21 protein-coding genes and 1 pseudogene are annotated in these 21106 nt (G+C 73.0%); 18 read left to right on the top strand and 4 right to left on the bottom strand.

Annotated elements, in window-relative coordinates:
- Positions 1 to 29: 29 nt before the first annotated feature.
- Positions 30 to 443, top strand: a complete 414-nt coding sequence (locus tag IE248_RS06990) for a VOC family protein (RefSeq protein ID WP_190030185.1) — start codon at positions 30 to 32, stop codon at positions 441 to 443.
- Here the strand turns inward: IE248_RS06990 and IE248_RS06985 are convergent.
- Complete coding sequence (locus IE248_RS06985) at positions 374 to 1108, bottom strand: helix-turn-helix domain-containing protein (protein WP_190030184.1); 735 nt, start codon at positions 1106 to 1108, stop codon at positions 374 to 376. The two genes, IE248_RS06990 and IE248_RS06985, sit on opposite strands and share 70 nt — an antisense overlap.
- 20 nt (positions 1109 to 1128) lie before the next feature.
- The gene (locus IE248_RS06980) at positions 1129 to 2244 is read right to left on the bottom strand and encodes a YihY/virulence factor BrkB family protein (protein ID WP_073775854.1); all 1116 of its coding nucleotides are present in this window, start codon (positions 2242 to 2244) and stop codon (positions 1129 to 1131) included.
- 17 nt (positions 2245 to 2261) lie between these two features.
- Here IE248_RS06980 and IE248_RS06975 point away from each other — a divergent pair, with 17 nt between their 5' ends.
- The 15 genes from IE248_RS06975 (at position 2262) to IE248_RS06910 (ending at position 16669) form a co-directional block, all read left to right on the top strand.
- The gene (locus IE248_RS06975) at positions 2262 to 3905 is read left to right on the top strand and encodes an acyl-CoA dehydrogenase family protein (RefSeq protein ID WP_073796979.1); all 1644 of its coding nucleotides are present in this window, start codon (positions 2262 to 2264) and stop codon (positions 3903 to 3905) included.
- 338 nt (positions 3906 to 4243) lie between these two features.
- Positions 4244 to 5506, top strand: a complete 1263-nt coding sequence (locus tag IE248_RS06970; RefSeq protein ID WP_190030478.1) for a GAF domain-containing protein — start codon at positions 4244 to 4246, stop codon at positions 5504 to 5506.
- Between the two features lie 5 nt (positions 5507 to 5511).
- Positions 5512 to 6075, top strand: coding sequence for a GNAT family N-acetyltransferase (locus IE248_RS06965; RefSeq protein WP_037798354.1), 564 nt, complete (start codon positions 5512 to 5514; stop codon positions 6073 to 6075).
- Positions 6076 to 6189: 114 nt separating this feature from the next.
- Positions 6190 to 6942 carry a hypothetical protein gene (locus IE248_RS06960; RefSeq protein ID WP_190030183.1) on the top strand — a complete coding sequence of 251 codons (753 nt, stop codon included), beginning with the start codon at positions 6190 to 6192 and terminating at the stop codon, positions 6940 to 6942.
- 138 nt (positions 6943 to 7080) lie between these two features.
- Positions 7081 to 7164 carry a putative leader peptide gene (locus tag IE248_RS38545; protein WP_322871838.1) on the top strand — a complete coding sequence of 28 codons (84 nt, stop codon included), beginning with the start codon at positions 7081 to 7083 and terminating at the stop codon, positions 7162 to 7164.
- A 225-nt stretch (positions 7165 to 7389) separates the two neighbouring features.
- A complete protein-coding gene (locus tag IE248_RS06955; protein WP_190030182.1) occupies positions 7390 to 9102 on the top strand; it encodes a nitrite/sulfite reductase in 1713 nt (570 codons plus the stop codon).
- Positions 9099 to 9278, top strand: a complete 180-nt coding sequence (locus IE248_RS06950; RefSeq protein WP_008743582.1) for a hypothetical protein — start codon at positions 9099 to 9101, stop codon at positions 9276 to 9278. The genes IE248_RS06955 and IE248_RS06950 overlap by 4 nt, the downstream gene beginning before the upstream one ends.
- A complete protein-coding gene (locus IE248_RS06945) occupies positions 9275 to 9976 on the top strand; it encodes a phosphoadenylyl-sulfate reductase (RefSeq protein WP_073796982.1) in 702 nt (233 codons plus the stop codon). Before IE248_RS06950 ends, IE248_RS06945 begins: the two co-directional genes overlap by 4 nt.
- Positions 9976 to 10557 (top strand): adenylyl-sulfate kinase, encoded by a 582-nt coding sequence (gene cysC / locus IE248_RS06940; protein WP_008743580.1) that lies wholly within the window; start codon positions 9976 to 9978, stop codon positions 10555 to 10557. The genes IE248_RS06945 and cysC overlap by 1 nt, the downstream gene beginning before the upstream one ends.
- Positions 10554 to 11492: a sulfate adenylyltransferase subunit CysD gene (gene cysD, locus IE248_RS06935; protein WP_008743579.1), complete on the top strand. Its 939-nt coding sequence runs from the start codon at positions 10554 to 10556 to the stop codon at positions 11490 to 11492. Before cysC ends, cysD begins: the two co-directional genes overlap by 4 nt.
- 2 nt (positions 11493 to 11494) lie before the next feature.
- The gene (locus IE248_RS06930) at positions 11495 to 12844 is read left to right on the top strand and encodes a sulfate adenylyltransferase subunit 1 (RefSeq protein ID WP_008743578.1); all 1350 of its coding nucleotides are present in this window, start codon (positions 11495 to 11497) and stop codon (positions 12842 to 12844) included.
- Between the two features lie 212 nt (positions 12845 to 13056).
- Entirely contained in the window at positions 13057 to 14187 is a 1131-nt protein-coding gene (locus IE248_RS06925) for an ABC transporter substrate-binding protein (RefSeq protein ID WP_073796983.1), read from the top strand.
- Between the two features lie 34 nt (positions 14188 to 14221).
- Positions 14222 to 15016 (top strand): ABC transporter ATP-binding protein, encoded by a 795-nt coding sequence (locus IE248_RS06920; protein WP_037795176.1) that lies wholly within the window; start codon positions 14222 to 14224, stop codon positions 15014 to 15016.
- Positions 15003 to 15908, top strand: coding sequence for an ABC transporter permease (locus tag IE248_RS06915; RefSeq protein ID WP_037795175.1), 906 nt, complete (start codon positions 15003 to 15005; stop codon positions 15906 to 15908). The genes IE248_RS06920 and IE248_RS06915 overlap by 14 nt, the downstream gene beginning before the upstream one ends.
- Before the next feature lie 5 nt (positions 15909 to 15913).
- Positions 15914 to 16669, top strand: coding sequence for a sirohydrochlorin chelatase (locus IE248_RS06910; protein WP_373301484.1), 756 nt, complete (start codon positions 15914 to 15916; stop codon positions 16667 to 16669).
- A gap of 121 nt (positions 16670 to 16790) precedes the next feature.
- Here the strand turns inward: IE248_RS06910 and IE248_RS06905 are convergent, their stop codons facing one another.
- The gene (locus IE248_RS06905) at positions 16791 to 17792 is read right to left on the bottom strand and encodes a ketopantoate reductase family protein (RefSeq protein WP_190030181.1); all 1002 of its coding nucleotides are present in this window, start codon (positions 17790 to 17792) and stop codon (positions 16791 to 16793) included.
- Positions 17793 to 18044: 252 nt separating this feature from the next.
- Between IE248_RS06905 and IE248_RS06900 the strand changes: the two genes are divergently transcribed.
- Positions 18045 to 19937 carry a DNA/RNA non-specific endonuclease gene (locus IE248_RS06900; RefSeq protein WP_373301483.1) on the top strand — a complete coding sequence of 631 codons (1893 nt, stop codon included), beginning with the start codon at positions 18045 to 18047 and terminating at the stop codon, positions 19935 to 19937.
- Here the strand turns inward: IE248_RS06900 and IE248_RS06895 are convergent.
- A pseudogene (locus tag IE248_RS06895) lies at positions 19852 to 20082 on the bottom strand (DUF1697 domain-containing protein); the annotation flags it as partial. The gene IE248_RS06900 and the pseudogene IE248_RS06895 overlap by 86 nt on opposite strands.
- Positions 20083 to 20220: 138 nt before the next feature.
- Here IE248_RS06895 and IE248_RS06890 point away from each other — a divergent pair.
- Complete coding sequence (locus IE248_RS06890; RefSeq protein ID WP_190030180.1) at positions 20221 to 21078, top strand: phosphotransferase enzyme family protein; 858 nt, start codon at positions 20221 to 20223, stop codon at positions 21076 to 21078.
- Positions 21079 to 21106 lie beyond the last annotated feature (28 nt).

The following is a 21106-nucleotide window of genomic DNA, read 5'->3' as shown; positions in this document are numbered from 1 at the left end:
GTGGTCCGGACCGCTCCTAGCCTGGCCGCATGACTCCTCGAACCACTCCCCGACTCGACATGATCGGCCTCGTCGTCTCCGACATGGCCGCCTCGCTCGCCTTCTACCGCCGTCTCGGCATCGACGTCCCGGCCGGAGCGGAGTCCGAGCCGCACGTGGAGGCCTCGCTGCCCGGCGGGCTGCGGATCGGCTGGGACACGGAGGAGGTAGTCCGCTCCTTCGATCCGTCGTGGGCCCGCCCGGCCGACGGCGGCCGCGTGGGGCTGGCCTTCCTGTGCGGGTCCCCCGCCGAGGTGGACGCCGTGTACAGCGAGTTGACCGGGGCGGGACACACCGGCCACCTGGCGCCCTGGGACGCGTTCTGGGGGCAGCGCTACGCGGTCGTCCTCGACCCCGACGGCTGCGAGGTCTCGCTGTTCGCCCCGGCCCAGCCCGCCGCGTAGGCCCCGGGCGTGACCCCGGCCAGCGCCCGCACCTCGCGCGTCAGGTGGGCCTGGTCGGCGTAGCCCGCGGCGTACGCCACCTCGGCCTGCGCCAGCCCCCGCCGGGACAGCGCGAGGGCCCGCTGGAGCCGCAGCACCCGGCCCAGCAGCCGGGGGCCGTACCCGAAGGCGTCGAGCGAGAGCCGGTGCAGCCGGCGCTCCCCGAGCCCGACGGCGGCGGCGGTGGCGGCGACGCCCTCCCCCGCCCGGAGCCGGGCCACGACCTCGCCGAGGAGCGGGTCCGGCGGCGCGGTCGCGGCGGCGCGGCGACGGGCCGCGGCCTCAAGGCCCGCACAGGGGTCCTCGTACGCGGCGATCCGCTCGCCGGTCCGGCGGACCTCGGGGCCCGGCCACAGGTCGGCGAGGTCGACGCGCAGGTCGCGCAGCTCGCGGGCCGGTACGCCGAGCAGCGCGGGGGCCGTCCCCGGTGCGAAGCGCAGTCCCGCGACGGCGCGGCCCGGCACCTCCCCGGCGGGGTGCGGTCCGGTGTCGGGTCCCGCCACCACGAGCCGGCCGGACACCCACATCAGGTCCATGCACCCGTCGGGCAGGACGGCCCGGCCCGGACCGGCGGCCCGCCACAGCACCGCGCCGGGGACCAGCCGGGAGTCCCGTTCCTCGTACACAGGGCCAGGCTACGGCGGGTTCAGTGCTTGCGCAGGCGCGAGGTGTAGTCCTCCGGGGGGAGGAACTTCGACCACCGCTCGGGGAACTCCGAGGGCATCCCGGCGTCCTCGTCGTCCTCGGACTCCCCCTCGGCGAGGGCCCGCCAGGCGGCGGCGCGGGCCACCAGCTGGGCGGCCTCCGCCTCCCGGACCCGCTCGTTCGCCTCGCGCGCGGCGGCCGTGGCCAGCGAGGGCCAGACCCGGTCGATCGCGGCGTTGACGGCGGCGCCGACGAGCACGGCGAAGGCCGAGATGCCGATCCACAGCAGCACGGCGACCGGCGCGGCCAGCGATCCGTAGATCGTCGGCCCTTCCACGGTGTTGGTGAGGTAGATGCGCAGCAGGAACGAGCCCAGCACCCACATGGCGAGTGCGACCAGCGCGCCCGGGACGTCCTCGATCCACGGCGAACGCACGGGCACGGACACGTGGTAGAGCGTGGTCAGGAAGGCGATGGACAGCAGGGTGACGGTCGGCCAGTACAGCACCGCGATCACCTCGGTGCTCCAGGGCACCAGCCGCACCACCGCGTCCGGGCCGGCCACCATCAGCGGCAGCACGATCGCCCCGATCACCAGCGCGATCACGTACAGCAGGAAGGACAGCAGCCGGGTCTTGACGATCCCGCGCTGCCCGTCGAGCCCGTACATGACGGTGATGGTGTCGATGAAGACGTTGACGGCGCGCGAGCCGGACCACAGGGCGAAGGCGAATCCGAGGGAGATCAGGTCGGGGCGGCCGCGGCTGGTGACGTCGTCCAGCATCGGTTTGGCGATGTCGTTGACGCCCCGGTCGGAGAGCACGGTGCCGACCGCGCCCAGGATGTTCTCCTCGATGCTGGCCACGAAGGTGCCACCGGTCCAGCCGTCCACGTACCCGAGCAGGCCGAGGAGGCCGAGGAACAGCGGCGGCAGCGACAGCAGCGTGAAGAACGCCGCCTCGGCCGCCAGCCCCAGGATCCGGTACTCGATGCACGAATTGACGGTGTCTTTCAGCAGCAGCCAGGCCATTTTTCGCTTGGATACGTTGCGGTAGAGGGCACGTGCCCGGTGGAGCCGCCCTGGGATCCGCTCGGGTGTTTCTTTTGCTGGCTGCACGTCCTTACGGTATCCGCATGGCAGCCACCACCCACACAGTCGGCAACCAGGCTCCGCCCCTGGTGGCGTACGACGTCTTCGGCGGCGACCGGGTCCTCACCGAGGCCCTGGAAAGGCACCTGTCCGACGCGCCACCCGAACTCCTCGGAGAGGTGCGGGACGACCTCACCGTCCTCGGGCGCGCCGCGGGTTCGGCGCAGGCCCAGGAATGGGCCCGGCAGGCGAACGAGAACCCGCCGAGACTGGTCACCCACGACCGCTACGGCAACCGGATCGACGAGGTGGACTTCCACCCGGCCTGGCACCGGCTCCTCGGCAAGGCCGTCGGCGCGGGCCTCACCGACGCGTGGGGGCGCCCCGCCGGGCATCTGCGCCGCGCGGCGGGGTTCTTCGTCTGGTCGCAGGCCGAGGCGGGGCACGGCTGCCCGGTCTCGATGACGCACGCGGCGGTGCCGGCGCTGCGGGTGGATCCGGAGCTGGCCTCCGTCTGGGAGCCGCTGCTGACCTCGCACCTCTACGAGCGGGAGCTGCGGCCGCCGGCCACCAAGGCCGGCGTGCTGTTCGGCATGGGGATGACGGAGAAGCAGGGCGGCAGCGACGTCCGGGCGAACACGACGACGGCGACGGCGCTGGACGCCGCCGGGGAGTACCTGCTGACCGGGCACAAGTGGTTCTGTTCGGCGCCGATGTGCGACGGGTTCCTGGTGCTGGCGCAGGCCCCGGGCGGGCTGACCTGCTTCCTGGTGCCGCGGGTGCTGCCGGACGGCTCCCGCAACGCGTTCGCGCTCCAGCGGCTGAAGGACAAGCTGGGCAACCGGTCGAACGCGTCGTCGGAGGTGGAGTTCGACCGGACCTGGGCGCGCCGGGTGGGCGAGGAGGGCCGGGGGGTGAAGACCATCATCGAGATGGTCGCGGCGACCCGGCTGGACTGTGCCATCGGATCGGCCGCGCAGATGCGGCAGGCGCTGACGCAGGCCGTCCACCACGCGGAGCACCGCTCTGCTTTCGGAGCACGGCTCATCGAGCAGCCGCTGATGCGCAACGTGCTGGCCGACCTGGCGCTGGAGTCGGAGGCGGCGACGGTGCTGACGATGCGGCTCGCGGCGGCCTACGACGCCGGCACGGACCAGGAGCGGGCCTTCCTGCGCATCGCGGTGCCCGCCGCGAAGTACTGGGTGACCAAACGGTGTACGCCGATGGTCGCGGAGGCCCTGGAGTGTCTGGGCGGGAACGGCTACGTCGAGGAGTCCGGGCTGCCCAGACTCCTGAGGGAATCCCCGCTGAACTCGATCTGGGAGGGCTCGGGCAACGTACAGGCGCTGGACGTCCTGCGGGCGCTCCAGCGCGAGCCGCTGGCCCTGAACGCGTTCCTCCAGGAGGTCGGGCTGGCGCGGGGCGCGGACCACCGGCTGGATTCGGCCATCAAGGACCTGCTGACGGATCTCGCCGACCTGGAGGGGATTCAGGCCAGGGCCCGCCGGGTGGTGGAGCGCATCGCCCTGGTGCTCCAGGGATCGCTGCTGGTCCGCTGGGCGCCGCCGGAGGTCGCGGACGCGTTCTGCGCGTCCCGGCTGGGCCACGACTGGGGTTCGGCGTTCGGGACGCTGCCGCACAGCCTGGACCTGGGTGCGGTGGTGGAACGGGCGCGGATCGCGGGCTGACGCGCACGGAGTGCGGGCTGACGGGCGCGGATCGCGGGCCGAGGAGTGGTCCCCAAACCGCTCCGGCCGGGATCCGTGCCCGTTCACCGGGGATCGGGGCGGCGCCGCGCCGACTCGGCACCACCCCTGATCCGCCCGGCCCCGAGGAAGGAGCCGTCACGCCGCTCACGACGTCCGGACAGTGTCGGTCGGGTGCGCGGGGGCCCGCGAGAGTTGCGTACCGTTGCAACCCTTCGAGTCGGGACCCCCGCCGCGCGGGCCGGGGGAGCGTTTCACACGGGGAGGCTCCGGTGGGCGACACCGCGGTCGGCGGGATCGACGTGGCGCGCATCTCGGCCATGGACGCGCGGGAGGCCGCGCGTCTGCTCAAGGGGGTGCGGGCCGCCGCGCTGGCCGGGAACCGCCCCCCGGCCGCCCCGCGCCCGGAGATCGCGGAGTCCTGGCGCCGGATGCTGGCCGGCGGGGTGCATCCGGACCGGGACGCGCGCTCGCGGATGCTGTCCGCCGCCGAGACGGAGGAGCGCAGGCGCCTCTCGCCGCTGCGGGAAGTGCTGCCGGTGTTGCGCGAGGGGCTGCTGCCCGCGCTGGACGGGGCCCTGCACATCATGGTCGTCGCCGACGCGGACGGGCGGCTGCTGTGGCGGGAGGGGCACGCCTCGATCCTGCGCAAGGCGGACCGGCTGGGTTTCGGGGTGGGCGCCGACTGGAACGAGGCGGTGGTCGGCACCAACGGGGTGGGGACCGCCCTGGTGGCGCGGCGGCCGGTACAGGTGTTCTCGGCGGAGCACTTCGTCTCCAGCCACCACGACTGGACCTGCGCAGGGGCCCCGCTGCGGGACCCGCGCGACGGCCGGCTGCTGGGGGTGGTGGACGTCAGCGGGCCGCTGGCCACGATGCACCCGGCGACGCTGGCGTGGGTGAGCTCGGTGGCCCGGCTCGCGGAGCGGGAGCTGCGGGTGCGGCACCTGGAGTCGCTGGAGCGGCTGCGGGCGGTGGCGGCCCCGCTGCTGGCCCGGCTGCCGGGGCGGGCCCTGGCGGTGGACGGGCTCGGCTGGACGGCGGCGGTGACGGGGCTGGCGCCGCAGGAGCGCTACCCGCTGCCGAAGCGGTTCGGCCCGGGCCGGGCGTGGGTGCCGCAGCTCGGGGACTGCGGGGTGGAGGCGCTGCCCGGCGGCTGGCTGCTGCGGGTCGCGGAGTCCCGTACGGACGCGCCGGCGGGCCGCGTCGTCCTGGACTTCAGCCGGCCCCGGTCCTGGGCGGTGACGGTGTACGGGGCCGCGGGCAACTGGTCGCAGGAGCTGAGCCCGCGCCACGCGGAGCTGTTGTTCCTGCTGGCGGAGTCACCGCGCGGGCGCTCGGCGGCGGAACTGGCGGCGGAGCTGTTCGGGGACCCCACCCGTACGGTGACGGTCCGGGCGGAGCTGTCCCGGGTCCGGCGCCACCTCGCCGGGGTGCTGACCCACCGCCCGTACCGCTTCGCGGAGGACGTGGAGGTGGAGGTGATCCGCCCGCGGGACCCGGCCGGGCTACTGCCGCACTCCACGGCGCCGGCGGTGATCAGGGCCCGCCTGGGCCGGACCGGACCGGACGTGATTCCCTGACCTGCATGAGCGCCATCACCCTGACCACCTGGTCCCTGGAAATGACCTCCGCGCGGGACCTGGTCCCGGCCGCCGTGCCGGGGCCGGAGATCCACATCGCCCGGGCGGAGGTCCCCTCGCCCGAGTTCAGCCGCTTCCTGTACGCCTCGGTGGGCGGGGACATCCACTGGACGGACCGGCTGGCGCTGACCCGCGCGCAGTGGGTGGAGACGCTGGGGCGGCCGGGCGTGGAGACGTGGGTCGCCTACGACCGCGGCACCCCGGCGGGCTACGTGGAACTCGACCCGCAGCCGGACGGCGTGGTGGAGATCATGTACTTCGGCCTCCTCCCGGACTTCCGCGGCCGCCGCATCGGGGGCCACCTGCTGACGGCGGGGGTCGCCCGGGCGTGGGACCTGGCGTCCCGCTGGCCGGAGCTGGAGCCGACCCGCCGGGTCTGGCTCCACACGTGCAGCCAGGACGGTCCGACGGCGATGGACAACTACCTGCGGCGCGGCTTCAAGGTCTTCCGGACGGAGACGGAACAGAAGGAGGACGCCCCGACCCCGGGCCCCTGGCCGGGGGCGTGAGGCGGCGCGCACGGCCGGCCGCGCCGGCGGCCGGTGGTGCGCGTGCGGCGTGGCTGCGGGACGGGGCGGGCCCGGAGTCCGCATGCTGGACGTCCGTCGAGCGAGGCGAGGCGTATGAGCACCACACCCCCCACGGGCCCGGCCGGCACCCCTGACCCGGACGGCCGGGGCGATCCGGACGGCCGGGGCGATCCGCCCGGCGGCCCGGCGCCCGGGACCCCGGACTCCTCCTCCCGGCGCGTGACCCGGTGGCTGTCGAGCTCGTACCGCTGGCAGGGCCTCCTCGCGGCCCTGGTGGCGGCCGTCGCGGGCATCGTCGTGGCCTTCATCTCGCGGGACCCGCAGCCGCCGATCGCGCCGCCTCCCACCGGCCCGGCCGACGTGCGCTCCGAGGCCGTGGTGGTCACGCGGTCCACCCGGCAGGACACCGATCCCGCCTCCCCTCCCTCCGGGATCGCCGTGACCTTCGAGGGGACGTTCAGCGGGCTGGCCCGGGACTCCCGGCTGTTCGCGATGGTCCTGCGGGGCAAGGACAGGGCGGACTGGCCGGTGGCCCTGGCCGAGCTGGACTGGCCGCACGGCACGTGGCGGGCGGTCGTGCGGGTGGCGGAGCCGAAGCTTCCGCTCGAATACACGACCGGGGTGATCCCGGGCGTCCCCAAGGCCCGTCCGCCCGCCCTCGTGTCGGGAGCTCCCGAGCCCTCCCACCCGCCGGACGACGACGTACTGGAGCGGCTGCGCAGGGACGGCCCCCGGGCCGAGGGGATCACCGGCTCGGCACCGTTCCGCCCGGTCGACCCGGTCGCCCCGGGGAGTGGAACCGCCTCCGCCTCAACCTCCGCCTCCCCGCAACGCCGCACCGGGTAGCGTGAACGGGCCTCGGGCGGCCGGATTGTGCCGCTTCACCGAGTGACCCCCGTCACGCTGTCCCGCGATACGAGACGAGTACGTCCGCATCATGGACAGTAGTGGACTCCTCCAATCGGCACATGACACGCTTCCGCCATGACTGGAGCTGGAATTGCCTTGGTGAGTCGGCGGCACGTCGACCTCGGCCGCATGTCCAGCGCCATCTGTCCGGCGAGCTGACGGAACCAGCCACCGCCGCACACCGCCGTCGTCCCCGCTGCCGCGGACGCGTCGGTCTCCGCAGTACCCGCATGCCCCCTGAAGGCCGAAGACCGCCCTGAACACCGGAAACACCGGCATCGGGCGGCGATCCGCCGCACCTGCTCAGCGGCGGGACCACTCACGGGGGCACTCGCCGCCGCTCCCCCCGCCCCGCCCCGAGCCGCCGAAGAAGGACGTACCGCCATGGCCGCCACTCCCGAATCGCCCGCCGCAGCCGCGCCCGCAGCCGCTGCCGCGCGCCGTAAGACCGGCCGTCACCGCGGTGAGGGTCAGTGGGCCGTCGGACACCACACCCCCCTCAACGGCAACGAGCAGTTCAAGAAGGACGACGACGGTCTCAACGTGCGGACACGCATTGAGACGATCTACTCCAAGGCGGGCTTCGACTCGATCGACCCCAACGACCTGCGCGGCCGCATGCGCTGGTGGGGCCTCTACACCCAGCGCAAGCCCGGGATCGACGGCGGCAAGACCGCGATCCTGGAGCCGGAGGAGCTGGACGACAAGTACTTCATGCTGCGCGTCCGCATCGACGGCGGCCGGCTGACGACCGAGCAGCTGCGCGTCATCGGCGAGATCTCCGAGGAGTTCGCGCGCGGCACGGCGGACCTCACCGACCGCCAGAACGTGCAGTACCACTGGATCCGGATCGAGGACGTCCCCGAGATCTGGCGCCGCCTGGAGGCCGTCGGCCTGTCCACGACCGAGGCCTGCGGTGACACGCCCCGCGTCATCCTCGGCTCGCCGGTCGCCGGCATCGCCCAGGACGAGATCATCGACGGCACTCCCGCCATCGAGGAGATCTACCGCCGCATCGTCGGCAACAAGGACTTCTCCAACCTGCCCCGCAAGTTCAAGTCCGCGGTCTCCGGCTCGCCGCTGCTCGACGTGGCGCACGAGATCAACGACATCGCCTTCGTCGGCGTGGAGCACCCCGAGCACGGCCCCGGCTTCGACGTCTGGGTCGGCGGAGGTCTCTCCACCAACCCCAAGCTCGGCGTGCGCCTGGGCACTTGGGTCTCGCTCGACGAGGTCCCGGACGTCTACGAGGGCGTCATCTCGATCTTCCGCGACTACGGCTACCGCCGGCTGCGCAACCGCGCCCGCCTGAAGTTCCTCGTCGCCGACTGGGGCCCGGCCAAGTTCCGCCAGGTCCTGGAGGACGAGTACCTGGAGCGGAAGCTGACCGACGGCCCCGCGCCCGCGCAGCCCTCCGGCCAGTGGCGCGACCACGTCGGGGTCCACCGGCAGCGGGACGGCCGCTTCTACGTCGGCTTCGCGCCCCGCGTCGGCCGCGTCGACGGCGCCACCCTCACCAAGATCGCGGACGTGGCCGCCCGGCACGGCTCCGGCCGGCTGCGCACCACCGCCGAGCAGAAGATGATCGTCCTCGACATCGAGGCCGACCGGGTCGAATCCGTCGTCGCGGCCCTGGAGGCGCTGGACCTGCGGGTCAAGCCGTCCCCGTTCCGCCGCGGCACGATGGCCTGCACCGGCATCGAGTTCTGCAAGCTGGCCATCGTCGAGACGAAGGCGCGCGGCGCCTCGCTGATCGACGAACTGGAGCGCCGCCTGCCGGAGTTCGCCGAGCCGCTCACCATCAACATCAACGGCTGCCCGAACGCCTGCGCCCGCATCCAGGTGGCGGACATCGGTCTCAAGGGGCAGCTGGTCCTGGACGACGACGGCAACCAGGTGGAGGGCTACCAGGTCCACCTGGGCGGCGCGCTCGGTCTGGAGGCCGGGTTCGGCCGCAAGGTCCGCGGCCTCAAGGTCACCTCGGCCGGTCTGCCCGACTACGTCGAGCGGGTCGTCACGCGCTTCCAGGAGCAGCGCGAGGACGGCGAGCGCTTCGCCGCGTGGGTGACCCGTGCGAAGGACGAGGACCTGTCGTGAGCGAGCGCGCGGCCCCGTTCTACTGCCCGTACTGCGGCGACGAGGACCTGTTCCCGAACGAGACGGGGCACGGCGCCTGGGAGTGCCGGGCCTGCAACCGGGCGTTCCAGCTGAAGTACCTCGGGCTGCTGTCCCGGGGCGTTCGGCCCACCGCCGCGGGAGGGGAGGAGATATGACGACGGTTCAGGAGGACCGGGGGCTGAGGGAACTGGCCGAGCGGGCGGGCCGGGACCTGGAGGACGCCTCCGCTACGGAGGTCCTCGCCTGGGCGGCCGAGACCTTCGGCAAGGAGTTCTGCGTGACCTCCTCGATGGAGGACGCGGTGGTCGCCCACCTGGCGTCCCGGGTCTTCCCCGGCGTGGACGTGGTGTTCCTCGACACCGGCTACCACTTCGAGGAGACCATCGGCACCCGGGACGCGGTCGAGGCCGTGATGGACGTCAACGTCATCACCCTCACCCCGCGCCAGAGCGTCGCCGAGCAGGACGCCGAGTACGGCCCGAGGCTGCACGACCGCGACCCCGACCTGTGCTGCGCGCTGCGCAAGGTCAAGCCCCTCGAAGAGGGCCTGGCCGGGTACCGGGCGTGGGCGACGGGCCTGCGCCGCGACGAGTCCCCGACCCGGGCGAACACCCCGGTGGTCGGCTGGGACGAGAAGCGCCGGAAGGTCAAGGTCTCGCCGATCGCCCGCTGGACCCAGGACGACGTGGACGCGTACGTCGCCGAGCACGGCGTGCTCACCAACCCGCTGCTGACGGACGGGTACGCCTCCGTCGGCTGTGCGCCCTGCACCCGCCGCGTGGCGCCGGGCGAGGACGCCCGGGCGGGCCGCTGGGCCGGGCTGGGCAAGACCGAGTGCGGACTGCACGGCTGATGACCCACCACACGGAACCGACGGAGAAGAAGCAGATGAGCGTGAGCGACCAGGGCGCCACCGTGTGGCTGACCGGGCTGCCGAGCGCGGGCAAGACCACCATCGCCTACGCGCTGGCCGAGCGGCTGCGCGACGAGGGCCACCGCGTGGAGGTCCTCGACGGCGACGAGATCCGCGAGTTCCTCTCCGCCGGGCTGGGCTTCAGCCGGGAGGACCGGCACACCAACGTGCAGCGGATCGGTTTCGTCGCCGAACTCCTCGCGAGCAACGGGGTCAAGGCGCTGGTGCCGGTGATCGCGCCGTTCGCGGACAGCCGCGAGGCCGTCCGCAAGCGGCACGCCGCCGAGGGCACCGCGTACCTGGAGGTCCACGTGGCCACCCCGGTCGAGGTGTGCTCGGAGCGCGATGTGAAGGGCCTGTACGCGAAGCAGGCGGCCGGCGAGATCTCCGGCCTGACCGGCGTCGACGACCCGTACGAGGCTCCGGGCTCCCCGGACCTGCGGATCGAGTCGCACACGCAGACCGTGCGGGAGTCGGCTTCGGCCCTGCACGCGCTGCTCACCGAGAGGGGCCTGGCATGACCGCCACCGTCGCACACGTCCACGAGGGGACGGACGCGCCGTACGCGCTGTCGCACCTCGACGCCCTCGAATCGGAGGCCGTGCACATCTTCCGCGAGGTGGCGGGCGAGTTCGAGAAGCCGGTGATCCTGTTCTCGGGCGGCAAGGACTCCATCGTCATGCTGCACCTGGCGCTGAAGGCGTTCGCGCCGGCCCCGGTGCCCTTCGCGCTGCTGCACGTCGACACCGGGCACAACTTCCCCGAGGTCCTCGGCTACCGCGACCGGGCCGTCGCGAAGCACGGCCTGCGCCTGCACGTGGCCTCCGTCCAGGAGTACATCGACGCCGGCAAGCTCCGCGAGCGTCCGGACGGCGTCCGCAACCCGCTCCAGACCGTCCCGCTCACCGAGGCGATCCAGGAGCTGAAGTTCGACGCCGTCTTCGGCGGCGGCCGCCGCGACGAGGAGAAGGCCCGCGCCAAGGAGCGCGTCTTCTCCCTGCGCGACGAGTTCTCCCAGTGGGACCCGCGCCGCCAGCGCCCCGAGCTGTGGCAGCTCTACAACGGCCGCCACGCGCCCGGCGAGCACGTACGCGTCTTCCCGCTCTCCAACTGGACCGAGCTGGACGTGTGGCAGTACATCGCCCGCGAGGGCATCGAACTGCCGGAGATCTACTTCGCCCACGAGCGCGAGGTCTTCCAGCGCAGCGGCATGTGGCTGACGGCCGGCGAGTGGGGCGGCCCCAAGGAGGGCGAGGCGACCCAGACGCGCCTCATCCGCTACCGCACCGTCGGTGACATGTCCTGCACCGGCGCCGTCGACTCCGACGCCACCACGCTGGACGCCGTGATCACCGAGATCGCCGCCTCCCGGCTCACCGAGCGGGGTGCGACCCGCGCCGACGACAAGATGTCCGAGGCCGCGATGGAAGACCGCAAGCGCGAGGGGTACTTCTAGCCATGACATCCACCACCGATCAGGTCGCCGGCTTCGTCGACCCCTCAGTGACCACACTGCTGCGCTTCGCGACCGCCGGTTCCGTCGATGACGGCAAGTCCACCCTGGTGGGGCGCCTGCTGCACGACTCCAAGTCGGTCCTGACCGACCAGCTGGAGGCCGTCGAGGCCGTCTCCGCCCAGCGCGGCCAGGACGCCCCCGACCTCGCGCTGCTGACCGACGGCCTGCGGGCCGAGCGGGAGCAGGGCATCACCATCGACGTCGCGTACCGCTACTTCGCCACCGCGCGCCGCCGGTTCATCCTCGCGGACACCCCGGGGCACGTGCAGTACACCCGGAACATGGTCACCGGCGCCTCCACCGCCGATCTGGCCGTGGTGCTGGTCGACGCCCGCAACGGCGTGATCGAGCAGACCCGCCGGCACGCGGCGGTCGCCGCCCTGCTGCGGGTGCCGCACGTGGTCCTGGCCGTCAACAAGATGGACCTGGTGGGCTACGAAGAGAAGGTCTTCGCGGCGATCGCCGAGGAGTTCACCGCGTACGCATCGGACCTGGGCGTCCCGGAGATCACCGCGATCCCGATCTCGGCGCTGGCCGGGGACAACGTGGTGGAGCCGTCCGCGCACATGGACTGGTACGGCGGCCCGACCGTGCTGGAGCACCTGGAGACCGTCCCGGTCAGCCACGACCTGACGGCCTGCCCGGCGCGCTTCCCGGTGCAGTACGTGATCCGCCCGCAGACCGCCGAGCACCCCGACTACCGCGGCTACGCGGGCCAGATCGCCTCCGGCGTGCTGCGCGTCGGCGAGGCCGTGACCGTACTGCCCTCGGGCCGTACCTCGGTGATCGAGGGGATCGACGCGCTCGGCGAGGGCGTCGACATCGCCTGGGCCCCGCAGTCGGTGACGCTGCGCCTGGCGGACGACATCGACATCTCGCGCGGTGACCTGATCGCCCCGTCCTCGAACCCGCCGGCCACCACGCAGGACGTCGTCGCGACGGTCTGCCACGTGGCGGACCAGCCGCTGGCCGTCGGCGCCCGGGTGCTGCTCAAGCACACGACGCGCACGGTCAAGGCGATCGTCAAGGAGATCCCCTCGCGGCTGACCCTCGACGACCTGTCCCAGCACCCGGACCCGGGACAGCTGGTGGCCAACGACATCGGCCGCGTGGTCGTCCGTACCGCCGAGCCGCTGGCGCTCGACGCGTACGCCGACTCGCGCCGCACCGGGTCCTTCCTGCTGATCGACCCGGCCGACGGCACCACCCTGGCGGCGGGCATGGCGGGCGAGTCCTTCGCCTCCCAGGCCCGGACCACCGTCCAGGCCGACGAAGAAGGGTGGGACTTCTGACCCATGCCCGCCGACATCTACTCCACCTTCGCGAAGGAGGGCGGCCGTGTGGGCAGCGGCCGCCTCGGCAGCGGCCAGGGCGGGGTTGCCCGATGTGCGCACTGACGTACGCGCACCGCATGCGCGCCCTCACCCCCCACGAGCCGTACCCGCCCCCGCTCCACAGACGAAGACGTGTGTCGTGAGACCACGCCCCGAGAGGAAGTCCTCCCGTGCCTGCCATCCGTCCCACCCGTAACACCCTCCGCCGCAGCGTGGTCGCCGCGGCCGCCCTGCCCCTGCTGATCGGCGCGCTCGCCTCTTGCGGCTACGGTTCCGACGCCGCGAAGAAGGACGACGCGAAGGCGTCCGCCGCCCCGGCGGCCGACGGCAAGAAGCTCTCCGCCGGCGAGGTCCGGATCGGGTACTTCCCGAACCTGACGCACGCGACGGCCCTGGTCGGCCTCCAGGAGGGCCTGATCGAGAAGGAACTGGCCGGCACCAAGATCAAGCCGCAGTCCTTCAACGCCGGCCCGTCCGAGATCGAGGCCCTCAACGGCGGCTCTCTCGACATCGGCTTCATCGGCCCCTCGCCGTCGATCAACGGCTACGTGAAGTCCAAGGGCTCCAACCTGCGCATCATCTCCGGCTCCGCCTCGGGCGGCGTCAAGCTGGTCGTGAACCCGGACAAGATCAAGACCCTGGACGACCTCAAGGGCAAGAAGATCGCCACCCCGCAGAAGGGGAACACGCAGGACGTCGCCTTCCTCAACTGGATCTCCGAGAAGGGCTGGTCGGTCGACCCGGAGTCCGGCAAGGGTGACGTCTCCGTCGTCCGCACGGACAACAAGGTCACCCCGGACGCCTTCAAGCAGGGTTCGATCGACGGCGCCTGGGTGCCGGAGCCCACGGCCTCCAAGCTCGTCTCCGAGGGCGGTTCCGTCCTCCTCGACGAGACCGACCTGTGGCCCGACAAGAAGTTCGTGATCACGAACGTCATCGTGTCGCAGAAGTTCCTGAAGGAGCACCCGGACGTGGTCGAGGCCGTGCTGACGGGCACGGTGAAGACCAACGAGTGGATCAACGCCAACCCGGACAAGGCGAAGGCCTCCGCGAACGCCAAGCTGGCGGCCGACAGCGGCAAGCCCCTCGACGCCAAGATCATCGACCCGGCGTGGAAGTCCATCCTCGTCACCGACGACCCGCTGGCCACCACGCTGAAGACCGAGTCCGAGTGGGCGGTCAAGGCCAAGCTCATCGCACAGCCCGAACTGGACGGCATCTACGACCTGAAGCTCCTCAACAAGGTGCTCAAGGCCGCGGGCAAGCCCGAGGTCTCCGACGCCGGGCTCGGCGCCAAGTAATCCCGCAACCCCGCAGACCCAGGAGGTGACGACCATGGCCACCACGCTTGCCAAGGCTGCCGAGGGCTCCGTCGCGGAGCGCACGCACGCCGCCCGCATCGGGCACGTCTCGAAGTCCTTCTCCGGCCCGGCCGGATCGCAGCTCGTCCTGGACGACATCAGCCTCGATGTCGCTCCCGGCGAGTTCGTCACCATCCTGGGCGCCTCGGGGTGTGGGAAGTCCACGCTGCTGAACCTGGTCGCGGGTCTGGACAAGCCGTCCGCGGGGTCCGTCGAGACCCCCGGCGGCCGTCCGGCGCTGATGTTCCAGGAGCACGCCCTGTTCCCGTGGCTCACCGCGGGCAAGAACATCGAACTCGCCCTGCGGCTGCGCGGGGTGGCCAAGGCCGACCGCAAGCCGGAGGCCGAGCGGCTGCTGGAGCTGGTCCGGCTCGGCGGCGCGTACGGCAAGCGCGTGCACGAGCTGTCCGGCGGCATGCGCCAGCGCGTGGCCCTGGCCCGGGCGCTCGCCCAGGACAGCCGGCTCCTGCTGATGGACGAGCCGTTCGCGGCCCTCGACGCCATCACCCGGGACGTCCTGCACGGCGAACTCACCCGGATCTGGGCGGAGACGGGGCTGTCCGTCCTCTTCGTCACGCACAACGTGCGCGAGGCCGTGCGCCTCGCCCAGCGCGTGGTCCTGCTCTCCTCACGGCCCGGCCGCGTCGCGAAGGAGTGGACCGTGGACATCCCGCAGCCGCGCCGCATCGAGGACGCGGACGTCGCGGAGCTGTCCCTTGAGATCACTGAACACCTGCGTGGGGAGATCCGCCGCCATGGCCAGCACTGACACCACCACGAAGGCCGGGTCCGCCACGACCGCGCGCGACGACCTGGCGGGCCTGGAGGCGGGCCTCGACGCGCTCGACGCGGTCCAGACCCACCGCACCCCGGTCCGCGAGGTCCTCGTCAAGAAGGTCCTCCCGCCGTTCCTCGCCGTCGGCCTGGTGCTGCTGGTGTGGCAGCTCCTCGTCGCGGCGAAGGTCACCGACGAGACGAAGCTGCCCGCCCTGTCCGCGGTCTGGGACAGCCTCGCCGACATGTGGCTGGGCGGCACCCTGCTGGAGGTCATCTGGACCAGCGTCTCGCGCGGTCTGCTCGGCTTCCTGCTCGCCCTGGCCATCGGCACGCCGCTCGGTCTGCTCGTCGCCCGGGTGAAGTTCGTCCGCGCCGCCATCGGCCCGATCCTCCAGGGCCTGCAATCGCTCCCCTCGGTCGCCTGGGTGCCGCCGGCGGTGCTCTGGTTCGGCCTCAACGACGCCATGATGTACACGGTGATCCTGCTCGGTGCGGTGCCGTCGATCGCCAACGGCCTCGTCTCCGGCATCGACCAGGTGCCCCCGCTGTTCCTGCGGGCCGGCCGCACCCTGGGCGCCACCGGGCTGCGCGGCGCCCGGCACGTGGTGATGCCCGCCGCGCTGCCCGGGTACCTGGCCGGCCTGAAGCAGGGCTGGGCCTTCTCCTGGCGCTCCCTGATGGCGGCGGAGATCATCGCGTCCTCGCCGGACCTGGGCCTGGGCCTGGGCCAGCTGCTGGAGAACGGCCGCAACAACATCGACCTGCCGGGCGTCTTCCTCGCGATCATCCTGATCCTGGTCGTCGGCATCGCGATCGACCTGCTGATCTTCAGCCCGGTCGAGCGGTGGGTGCTGCGCAGCCGCGGCCTGCTGGTGAAGAGCTGATCCGGGTGTCCCCCGCACTGCTGGTCATCGCCCACGGCAGCCGCGACCCGCGGCACGCGGCAACCGTGCACGCCCTCACCCGGCGGGTGCGGGCGCTGCGGCCCGGACTGCGGGTGGAGACGGCGTACCTGGACTTCAACGCCCCGCGCGTGGACCGGGTGCTGGCCGCCCTGTACGCCGACGGCGTCCGCGAGGTCGTCGCCCAGCCGCTGCTGCTGACCCGGGCCTTCCACGCGAAGGCCGACGTCCCGGCGGCGCTGTCCGAGTCGACCGTCCGGCTCCCGGGCCTCGCGGTGCGGGTGGCGGAGGTCCTCGGGCCGTCCCCGCTGCTCGTCTCGGCCCTGGAGCGCCGGCTGTCCGAAGCCGGCCTCGGCCCGGCGGACCGCGCCACCACCGGTGTGGTGCTCGCGTCCGCCGGTTCCACCGACCCGGAGGCGATCGCGGTGATCGCTGAAATCGCGCGGGAGTGGCGGCACACCGGTTGGTGCGCCGTGCGGCCCGCGTTCGCCTCCGCCGCCCTTCCCCGTACGGAGGAAGCCGTACGGGCGCTGCGCGCCGAGGGGGTCCGCCGGATCGCCGTGGCCCCGTACGTCATCGCCCCCGGGCGGCTGCCGGACCGTATCGCGGACGGCGCGGCGGCCGGCGGCGCGGACGTCGTGGCCGATGTCCTGGGCGCGGCCCCGGAGCTGGCCCGGCTGCTGCTGCGCCGCTTCGACGCGGCCGCCGCCCCCCGTGCGCACACCCCGGCCCTGACGGCCTGACACCGCGGGGCCGCCGCCCGTTCGTACGCGGGCCGGCTCCACTCGGGGTCCGGCTGCGCGCGGGGCTGGCTCCGTCGCGGCGTCAGCTGCGCGCGGGGGCCGGCCACCGCGACGGGGCCGGCTACGCGCGGGCGGTGGCTTCGTCGGCCAGGGCCGTCAGGTCCTTGACCGACATCGCGCCCGGCGGGAGGCCCTCGCGGGCGAAGATGTTCGCCGCGTGGCGCAGCGTGTCGTTCACCGGGGTCGCCACCCCGTGCAGCCGGCCCAGCAGGGCGATCTCACCGTTGAGGTAGTCCGCCTCGATCGAGCCCGTGCCCCGCCGCAGCGACTGCCAGGACGAGCCGCCCCGGACCCCGGCGGGCTGCTCGACCTTGCCGTCGCGCGCGGCGGCCGCTTCCGCCTCCGGGACGTACCCGATGCCGGCGGCGTCGAAGGCGGCCTTCGCCTCGCGGACCGCGCGGAGCAGCAGCGCGCCCTTCGCCGGGTCCGGTTCCGGGCCGGTCGTCGCCTGGATCGCGTTGCCGAGGTTGCCCAGCAGCTTCGCGTACTTCCACCGCATCACGTCCTCGACGACCGGCGCCTCGAACCCGGCCCCCTCCAGGTCGGCGGCGATCCGCCGGGCCGTCGCGTCGCTGCCGCCGGCGGCCCGGCCCAGGTGCAGGATCCCCGTCAGCGGAGCGCACAGCGCCGAGACCACGCCCGGTTCCAGGAACGTGGACGGCAGCCAGACGCACACCCCGTACACCCGCGCGAAGCGCCGCAGGGCGAGCCGTTCGCTCTCCACCCCGTTCTGCGCGCACAGCACCGGCAGCCGCTGCGCGGCCGTTCCGCCGCCCGCGACCTCCGCGTCGCCCCACGCGTCGAGCGCGGCGATCGCGTCCTGGGTCTTCACGGCCAGCAGCAGCACGTCGTCCGGGCGCAGTTCGCCCAGCTCGGCCGGGGCGGTGACGACCGGCAGCCGGTGCACCCGTTCCCCGGACACCGTCGTGAGCCGCAGCCCGTCCGCGCGCAGGGCCTCCGCGTGAGCGCCGCGCGCGACGAGCACGACCTCCCGGCCCGATTCCGCGAGCCGCCCGCCGATGGTCGCGCCGATCGCTCCGGCGCCGATGATGATGTAACGCATGGCCTGAGCCTGGCACATCCGCGCCCCCGGGTCGCCGTCGGGCCGTGGCGGAGTCCTACTTCGGCGGGCGGATGGTTCAGCCGTCCACCACTCCCGGCCCCGGAGGCAGCGGCGCGGGTTCGCTCGTAGGCTGGAAACACACGCACGGAGCGGGGAGCCCCAGCCTGCTCGCGTCGACGGGGCGACCGCGGGGGCGGCATCCACGGGCGGGCTTCTCACGCGAGAACCTCTTTTGCCCGAAGGGAGCCCTCGATGGCTGCCAAGAAGCGCAGTGCCGCCACATCCCCGGCCGCCGCCTCCGCGGGCGGCCAGGACAAGCTCATCGACTCGCTCAAACAGTTCATCCGCGCCCAGGGGTCGGGCTATCTCGCCGACCCGAACGTCTCGTCGATCGGCATCGGCTACAAGGAGACGAAGGGCAAGCGCGGCAAGGAACTGGCCCTGCAGTTCACGGTCGACAAGAAGGTCCGGCCGGAGGGCGTGGACGGATTGATGAGCACCCCGATCCCCGCGCTCATCGACATAGGCGGCGGCGTGAAGGTGCCGACCGATGTGGTCCAGCGCAGCTACAAGCCGCATTTCCTGCTGGTCGCCGAGGCGGAGACGCCGGACCGGCAGAAGCGGGTCGACCCGGTCCGTCCCGGTGTCAGCGTCGGCAACGTCAAGGTGTCCGCCGGCACCATCGGCTGTGTCGTCTTCGACAAGAACGACGGTTCGAGCTGTCTGCTGAGCAACTGGCACGTCCTGAACGGCCGCAAGGGAGAGCTGGGCGACGACGTCGTACAGCCGGGCAAGGCCGACGACAGCCGCACCGCCCTGAACCGGCTGGGCACCCTCAAGCGTTCCCACCTCGGGCTGGCCGGGGACTGCGCCGTCTCCAGCATCACGGACCGCGAGTTCGACACGTCCGTCCTCGACCTCGGCGTCACGCCGACGCAGCTGGGCGAGCCGCAGATCGACGACAAGGTCGTCAAGAGCGGCCGTACGACCGGTGTCACGCACGGCGTGGTGAGCCGTCCCTTCGCCCGGGTCAGCATCGACTACGGGCCGCCGGTCGGAACGCGGGAGATCGAGTGCTTCGAGATAGGCCCGGATCCCAACAAGCCGGCGGACGACGGGGAGATCAGCGCGCCCGGCGACTCGGGTGCGGCGTGGCTGTTCAAGACGCGGGGCGGCCGGCCGAGCGAGGTGCTGGCCGGGCTGCACTTCGGTGGCGAGAGCGACGTCGACCCGGAGGAGCGGGCGCTGGCCTGCTTCCCCCGGGCGGTCTTCGAGGAGCTGAAGATCACCCTCCAGGCGCCGGCCCCCGAGTCGCTGGAGGCGGTGACCGGGTACGACCCGGGCTTCCTCGCGGTGGCGGTGGCGACCCCGCGGCTGAGCCCTTCGCTCAAGGGGGACGCGGTGCGGCTCGACGGGACGGAGGTCATCCCGTACACCCACTTCTCGCTGGCCCTGAGCGGGACGCGGCGGTTCGCGTTCTGGGTGGCCTGGAACATCGACGGCGGCGCCATCAAGAAGATCGACCGCAGCGGGATCGAGTTCAAGAAGGACCCGCGGCTGCCGGCGGACGCCCAGGTCGGCAATGAGATGTACAAGGGCAACCGGCTCGACCGGGGTCACATCGCGCGCCGCGCCGACCTGATCTGGGGCCCGCTGCCCGAGGCGGACCGGGCCAACACGGACTCGTTCTTCTACACCAACATCACCCCGCAGATGGACGACTTCAACCAGAGCGCGAAGGCCGGCATCTGGGGCGAGCTGGAGAACGCCCTCTTCGAGGAGGTCGAGGTCGAGGGACTGCGGATCAGCGTGTTCGGCGGTCCGGTGTTCCACGACGACGACCGGCTCTTCCGGGGTGCGCGGCTGCCGCGCGAGTTCTGGAAGGTGCTCGTCTACTCGGAGAAGGGCACCCTGAAGGCGAAGGCGTTCCTGCTGACGCAGAACCTGGTGCTGGCCGAGATCCTGGAGCTGGACGAATTCCGGGTGTTCCAGGTGAAGGTGGGCGAGGTCCATCGTCGGCGACCGCGCGCAGGTAGGTGCCGTCCACGACGAGGCAGGGCACCGCGAACCCGAAGCGGGCCTCGATGGCGGCCTCCAGCTCCCGGGCGAGGTCCGTGGGGCCGGGGTCGGTCCGCGCCGTGCTGAAGACGGCGTTGCCGCTCTGCAGGTAGGTCTGGACGTCCCCGTGCCCGAGGCCCTCCAGGACCTGGCGCAGCTCGGCCATCGGGACCTTCCTGGCCCCGCCGACGTTGATGCCCCGCAGCAGCGCGGCGAATTTCTTGGTGGTCATGACCGAACGATAGGGCGGACCACTGACGACGCCGACGAACGTGTGCACGGCGGGGTCCGCGCAACGCGATTCCGCGGCGCACCGGGATGCGAGACTTGGCGGATTCACGAAGATCCGGACGGGCGGCGGAGACACGGCATGGACGAGGCGCGGGCCAGGGACGTACTGACGGCGGCGGGTCTGGGCGGCGGGGAGCCGGCCGAGCTGCTGGCCCTCGGCGAGAACGCCGTCTTCGCGGCCGGCGACCTGGTGGTCAAGGTGGGCCGGGAGGCGGCGCTGCTGGAGCGCGCCGAGCGGGAACTCGCGGTGGCGGCCTGGCTCGCGGACGCCGGGGTACGCGCCGTCCGCGCCGCCGAGCCGGCGGCCCGGCTGGTGGACGGGCACCCGCTGACCGTGTGGCACCGGCTCCCGGACGCCGTCCGCCCGGCGGGCCCGGAGGACCTGGCGGCGCTGCTGCGGCACCTCCACGCCCTGCCCGCCCCACCGTTCACCCTCCCGGCGCGGGACCTGCTGGGCGGGGTCGAGCGCTGGCTGCGGCTGGCCGGCGGGGCCGTCGACCCGGCGGACGCCGCCTACCTGCGGGCCCGGCGCGACGCCTACGCCGGTGAGGTCGCCGGCCTCACCCCGCACCTCGCCCCGGGCGCGATCCACGGCGACGCCCTCCCCCGCAACGTCCACGTGGGCCCGGACGGACCGGTCCTGGTCGACCTGGAGACCGTCTCGTGCGACCTGCGCGAGCACGACCTGGTGGTGATGGCCCTCTCGCGCGACCGCTACGGGCTGCCCGCCGCGGCGTACGAGGCGTTCACCCGGGCGTACGGCTGGGACGTGCGCGGCTGGGACGGCTGCGCGGTCCTGCGCGGCGCCCGCGAGACGGCCAGCTGCGCCTGGGTCGCCCAGCACGCCCCGGCGAACCCGAAGGCCCTGGCCGAATTCCGCCGCCGGGTGGCCTCCCTGCGCGACGGCGACCCGGAAGTCCGCTGGCACGCCTTCTGACGGCGGGGCACCAAGGTGACCCGTGAGA

The sequence above is a fragment of the Streptomyces goshikiensis genome, from assembly GCF_014650555.1.
In the GTDB taxonomy this organism is placed as follows: Bacteria; Actinomycetota; Actinomycetes; order Streptomycetales; family Streptomycetaceae; genus Streptomyces; species Streptomyces goshikiensis.
Note: the sequence above shows the minus strand (reverse complement) of the source record. Positions and strands in the feature narration are given on the sequence as shown.

Coding starts and splice junctions, on each gene's coding strand:
- cysD (WP_008743579.1), top strand. CDS start 10,554: ATGACCGCCACCGTCGCACACGTCCACGAGGGGACGGACGCGCCGTAC.
- IE248_RS06965 (WP_037798354.1), top strand. CDS start 5,512: ATGAGCGCCATCACCCTGACCACCTGGTCCCTGGAAATGACCTCCGCG.
- IE248_RS06920 (WP_037795176.1), top strand. CDS start 14,222: ATGGCCACCACGCTTGCCAAGGCTGCCGAGGGCTCCGTCGCGGAGCGC.
- IE248_RS06955 (WP_190030182.1), top strand. CDS start 7,390: ATGGCCGCCACTCCCGAATCGCCCGCCGCAGCCGCGCCCGCAGCCGCT.
- IE248_RS06960 (WP_190030183.1), top strand. CDS start 6,190: ATGAGCACCACACCCCCCACGGGCCCGGCCGGCACCCCTGACCCGGAC.
- IE248_RS06945 (WP_073796982.1), top strand. CDS start 9,275: ATGACGACGGTTCAGGAGGACCGGGGGCTGAGGGAACTGGCCGAGCGG.
- IE248_RS06930 (WP_008743578.1), top strand. CDS start 11,495: ATGACATCCACCACCGATCAGGTCGCCGGCTTCGTCGACCCCTCAGTG.
- cysC (WP_008743580.1), top strand. CDS start 9,976: ATGACCCACCACACGGAACCGACGGAGAAGAAGCAGATGAGCGTGAGC.
- IE248_RS06975 (WP_073796979.1), top strand. CDS start 2,262: ATGGCAGCCACCACCCACACAGTCGGCAACCAGGCTCCGCCCCTGGTG.
- IE248_RS06915 (WP_037795175.1), top strand. CDS start 15,003: ATGGCCAGCACTGACACCACCACGAAGGCCGGGTCCGCCACGACCGCG.
- IE248_RS06900 (WP_373301483.1), top strand. CDS start 18,045: ATGGCTGCCAAGAAGCGCAGTGCCGCCACATCCCCGGCCGCCGCCTCC.
- IE248_RS38545 (WP_322871838.1), top strand. CDS start 7,081: ATGACTGGAGCTGGAATTGCCTTGGTGAGTCGGCGGCACGTCGACCTC.
- IE248_RS06905 (WP_190030181.1), bottom strand. CDS start 17,792: ATGCGTTACATCATCATCGGCGCCGGAGCGATCGGCGCGACCATCGGC.
- IE248_RS06890 (WP_190030180.1), top strand. CDS start 20,221: ATGGACGAGGCGCGGGCCAGGGACGTACTGACGGCGGCGGGTCTGGGC.
- IE248_RS06990 (WP_190030185.1), top strand. CDS start 30: ATGACTCCTCGAACCACTCCCCGACTCGACATGATCGGCCTCGTCGTC.
- IE248_RS06970 (WP_190030478.1), top strand. CDS start 4,244: ATGGACGCGCGGGAGGCCGCGCGTCTGCTCAAGGGGGTGCGGGCCGCC.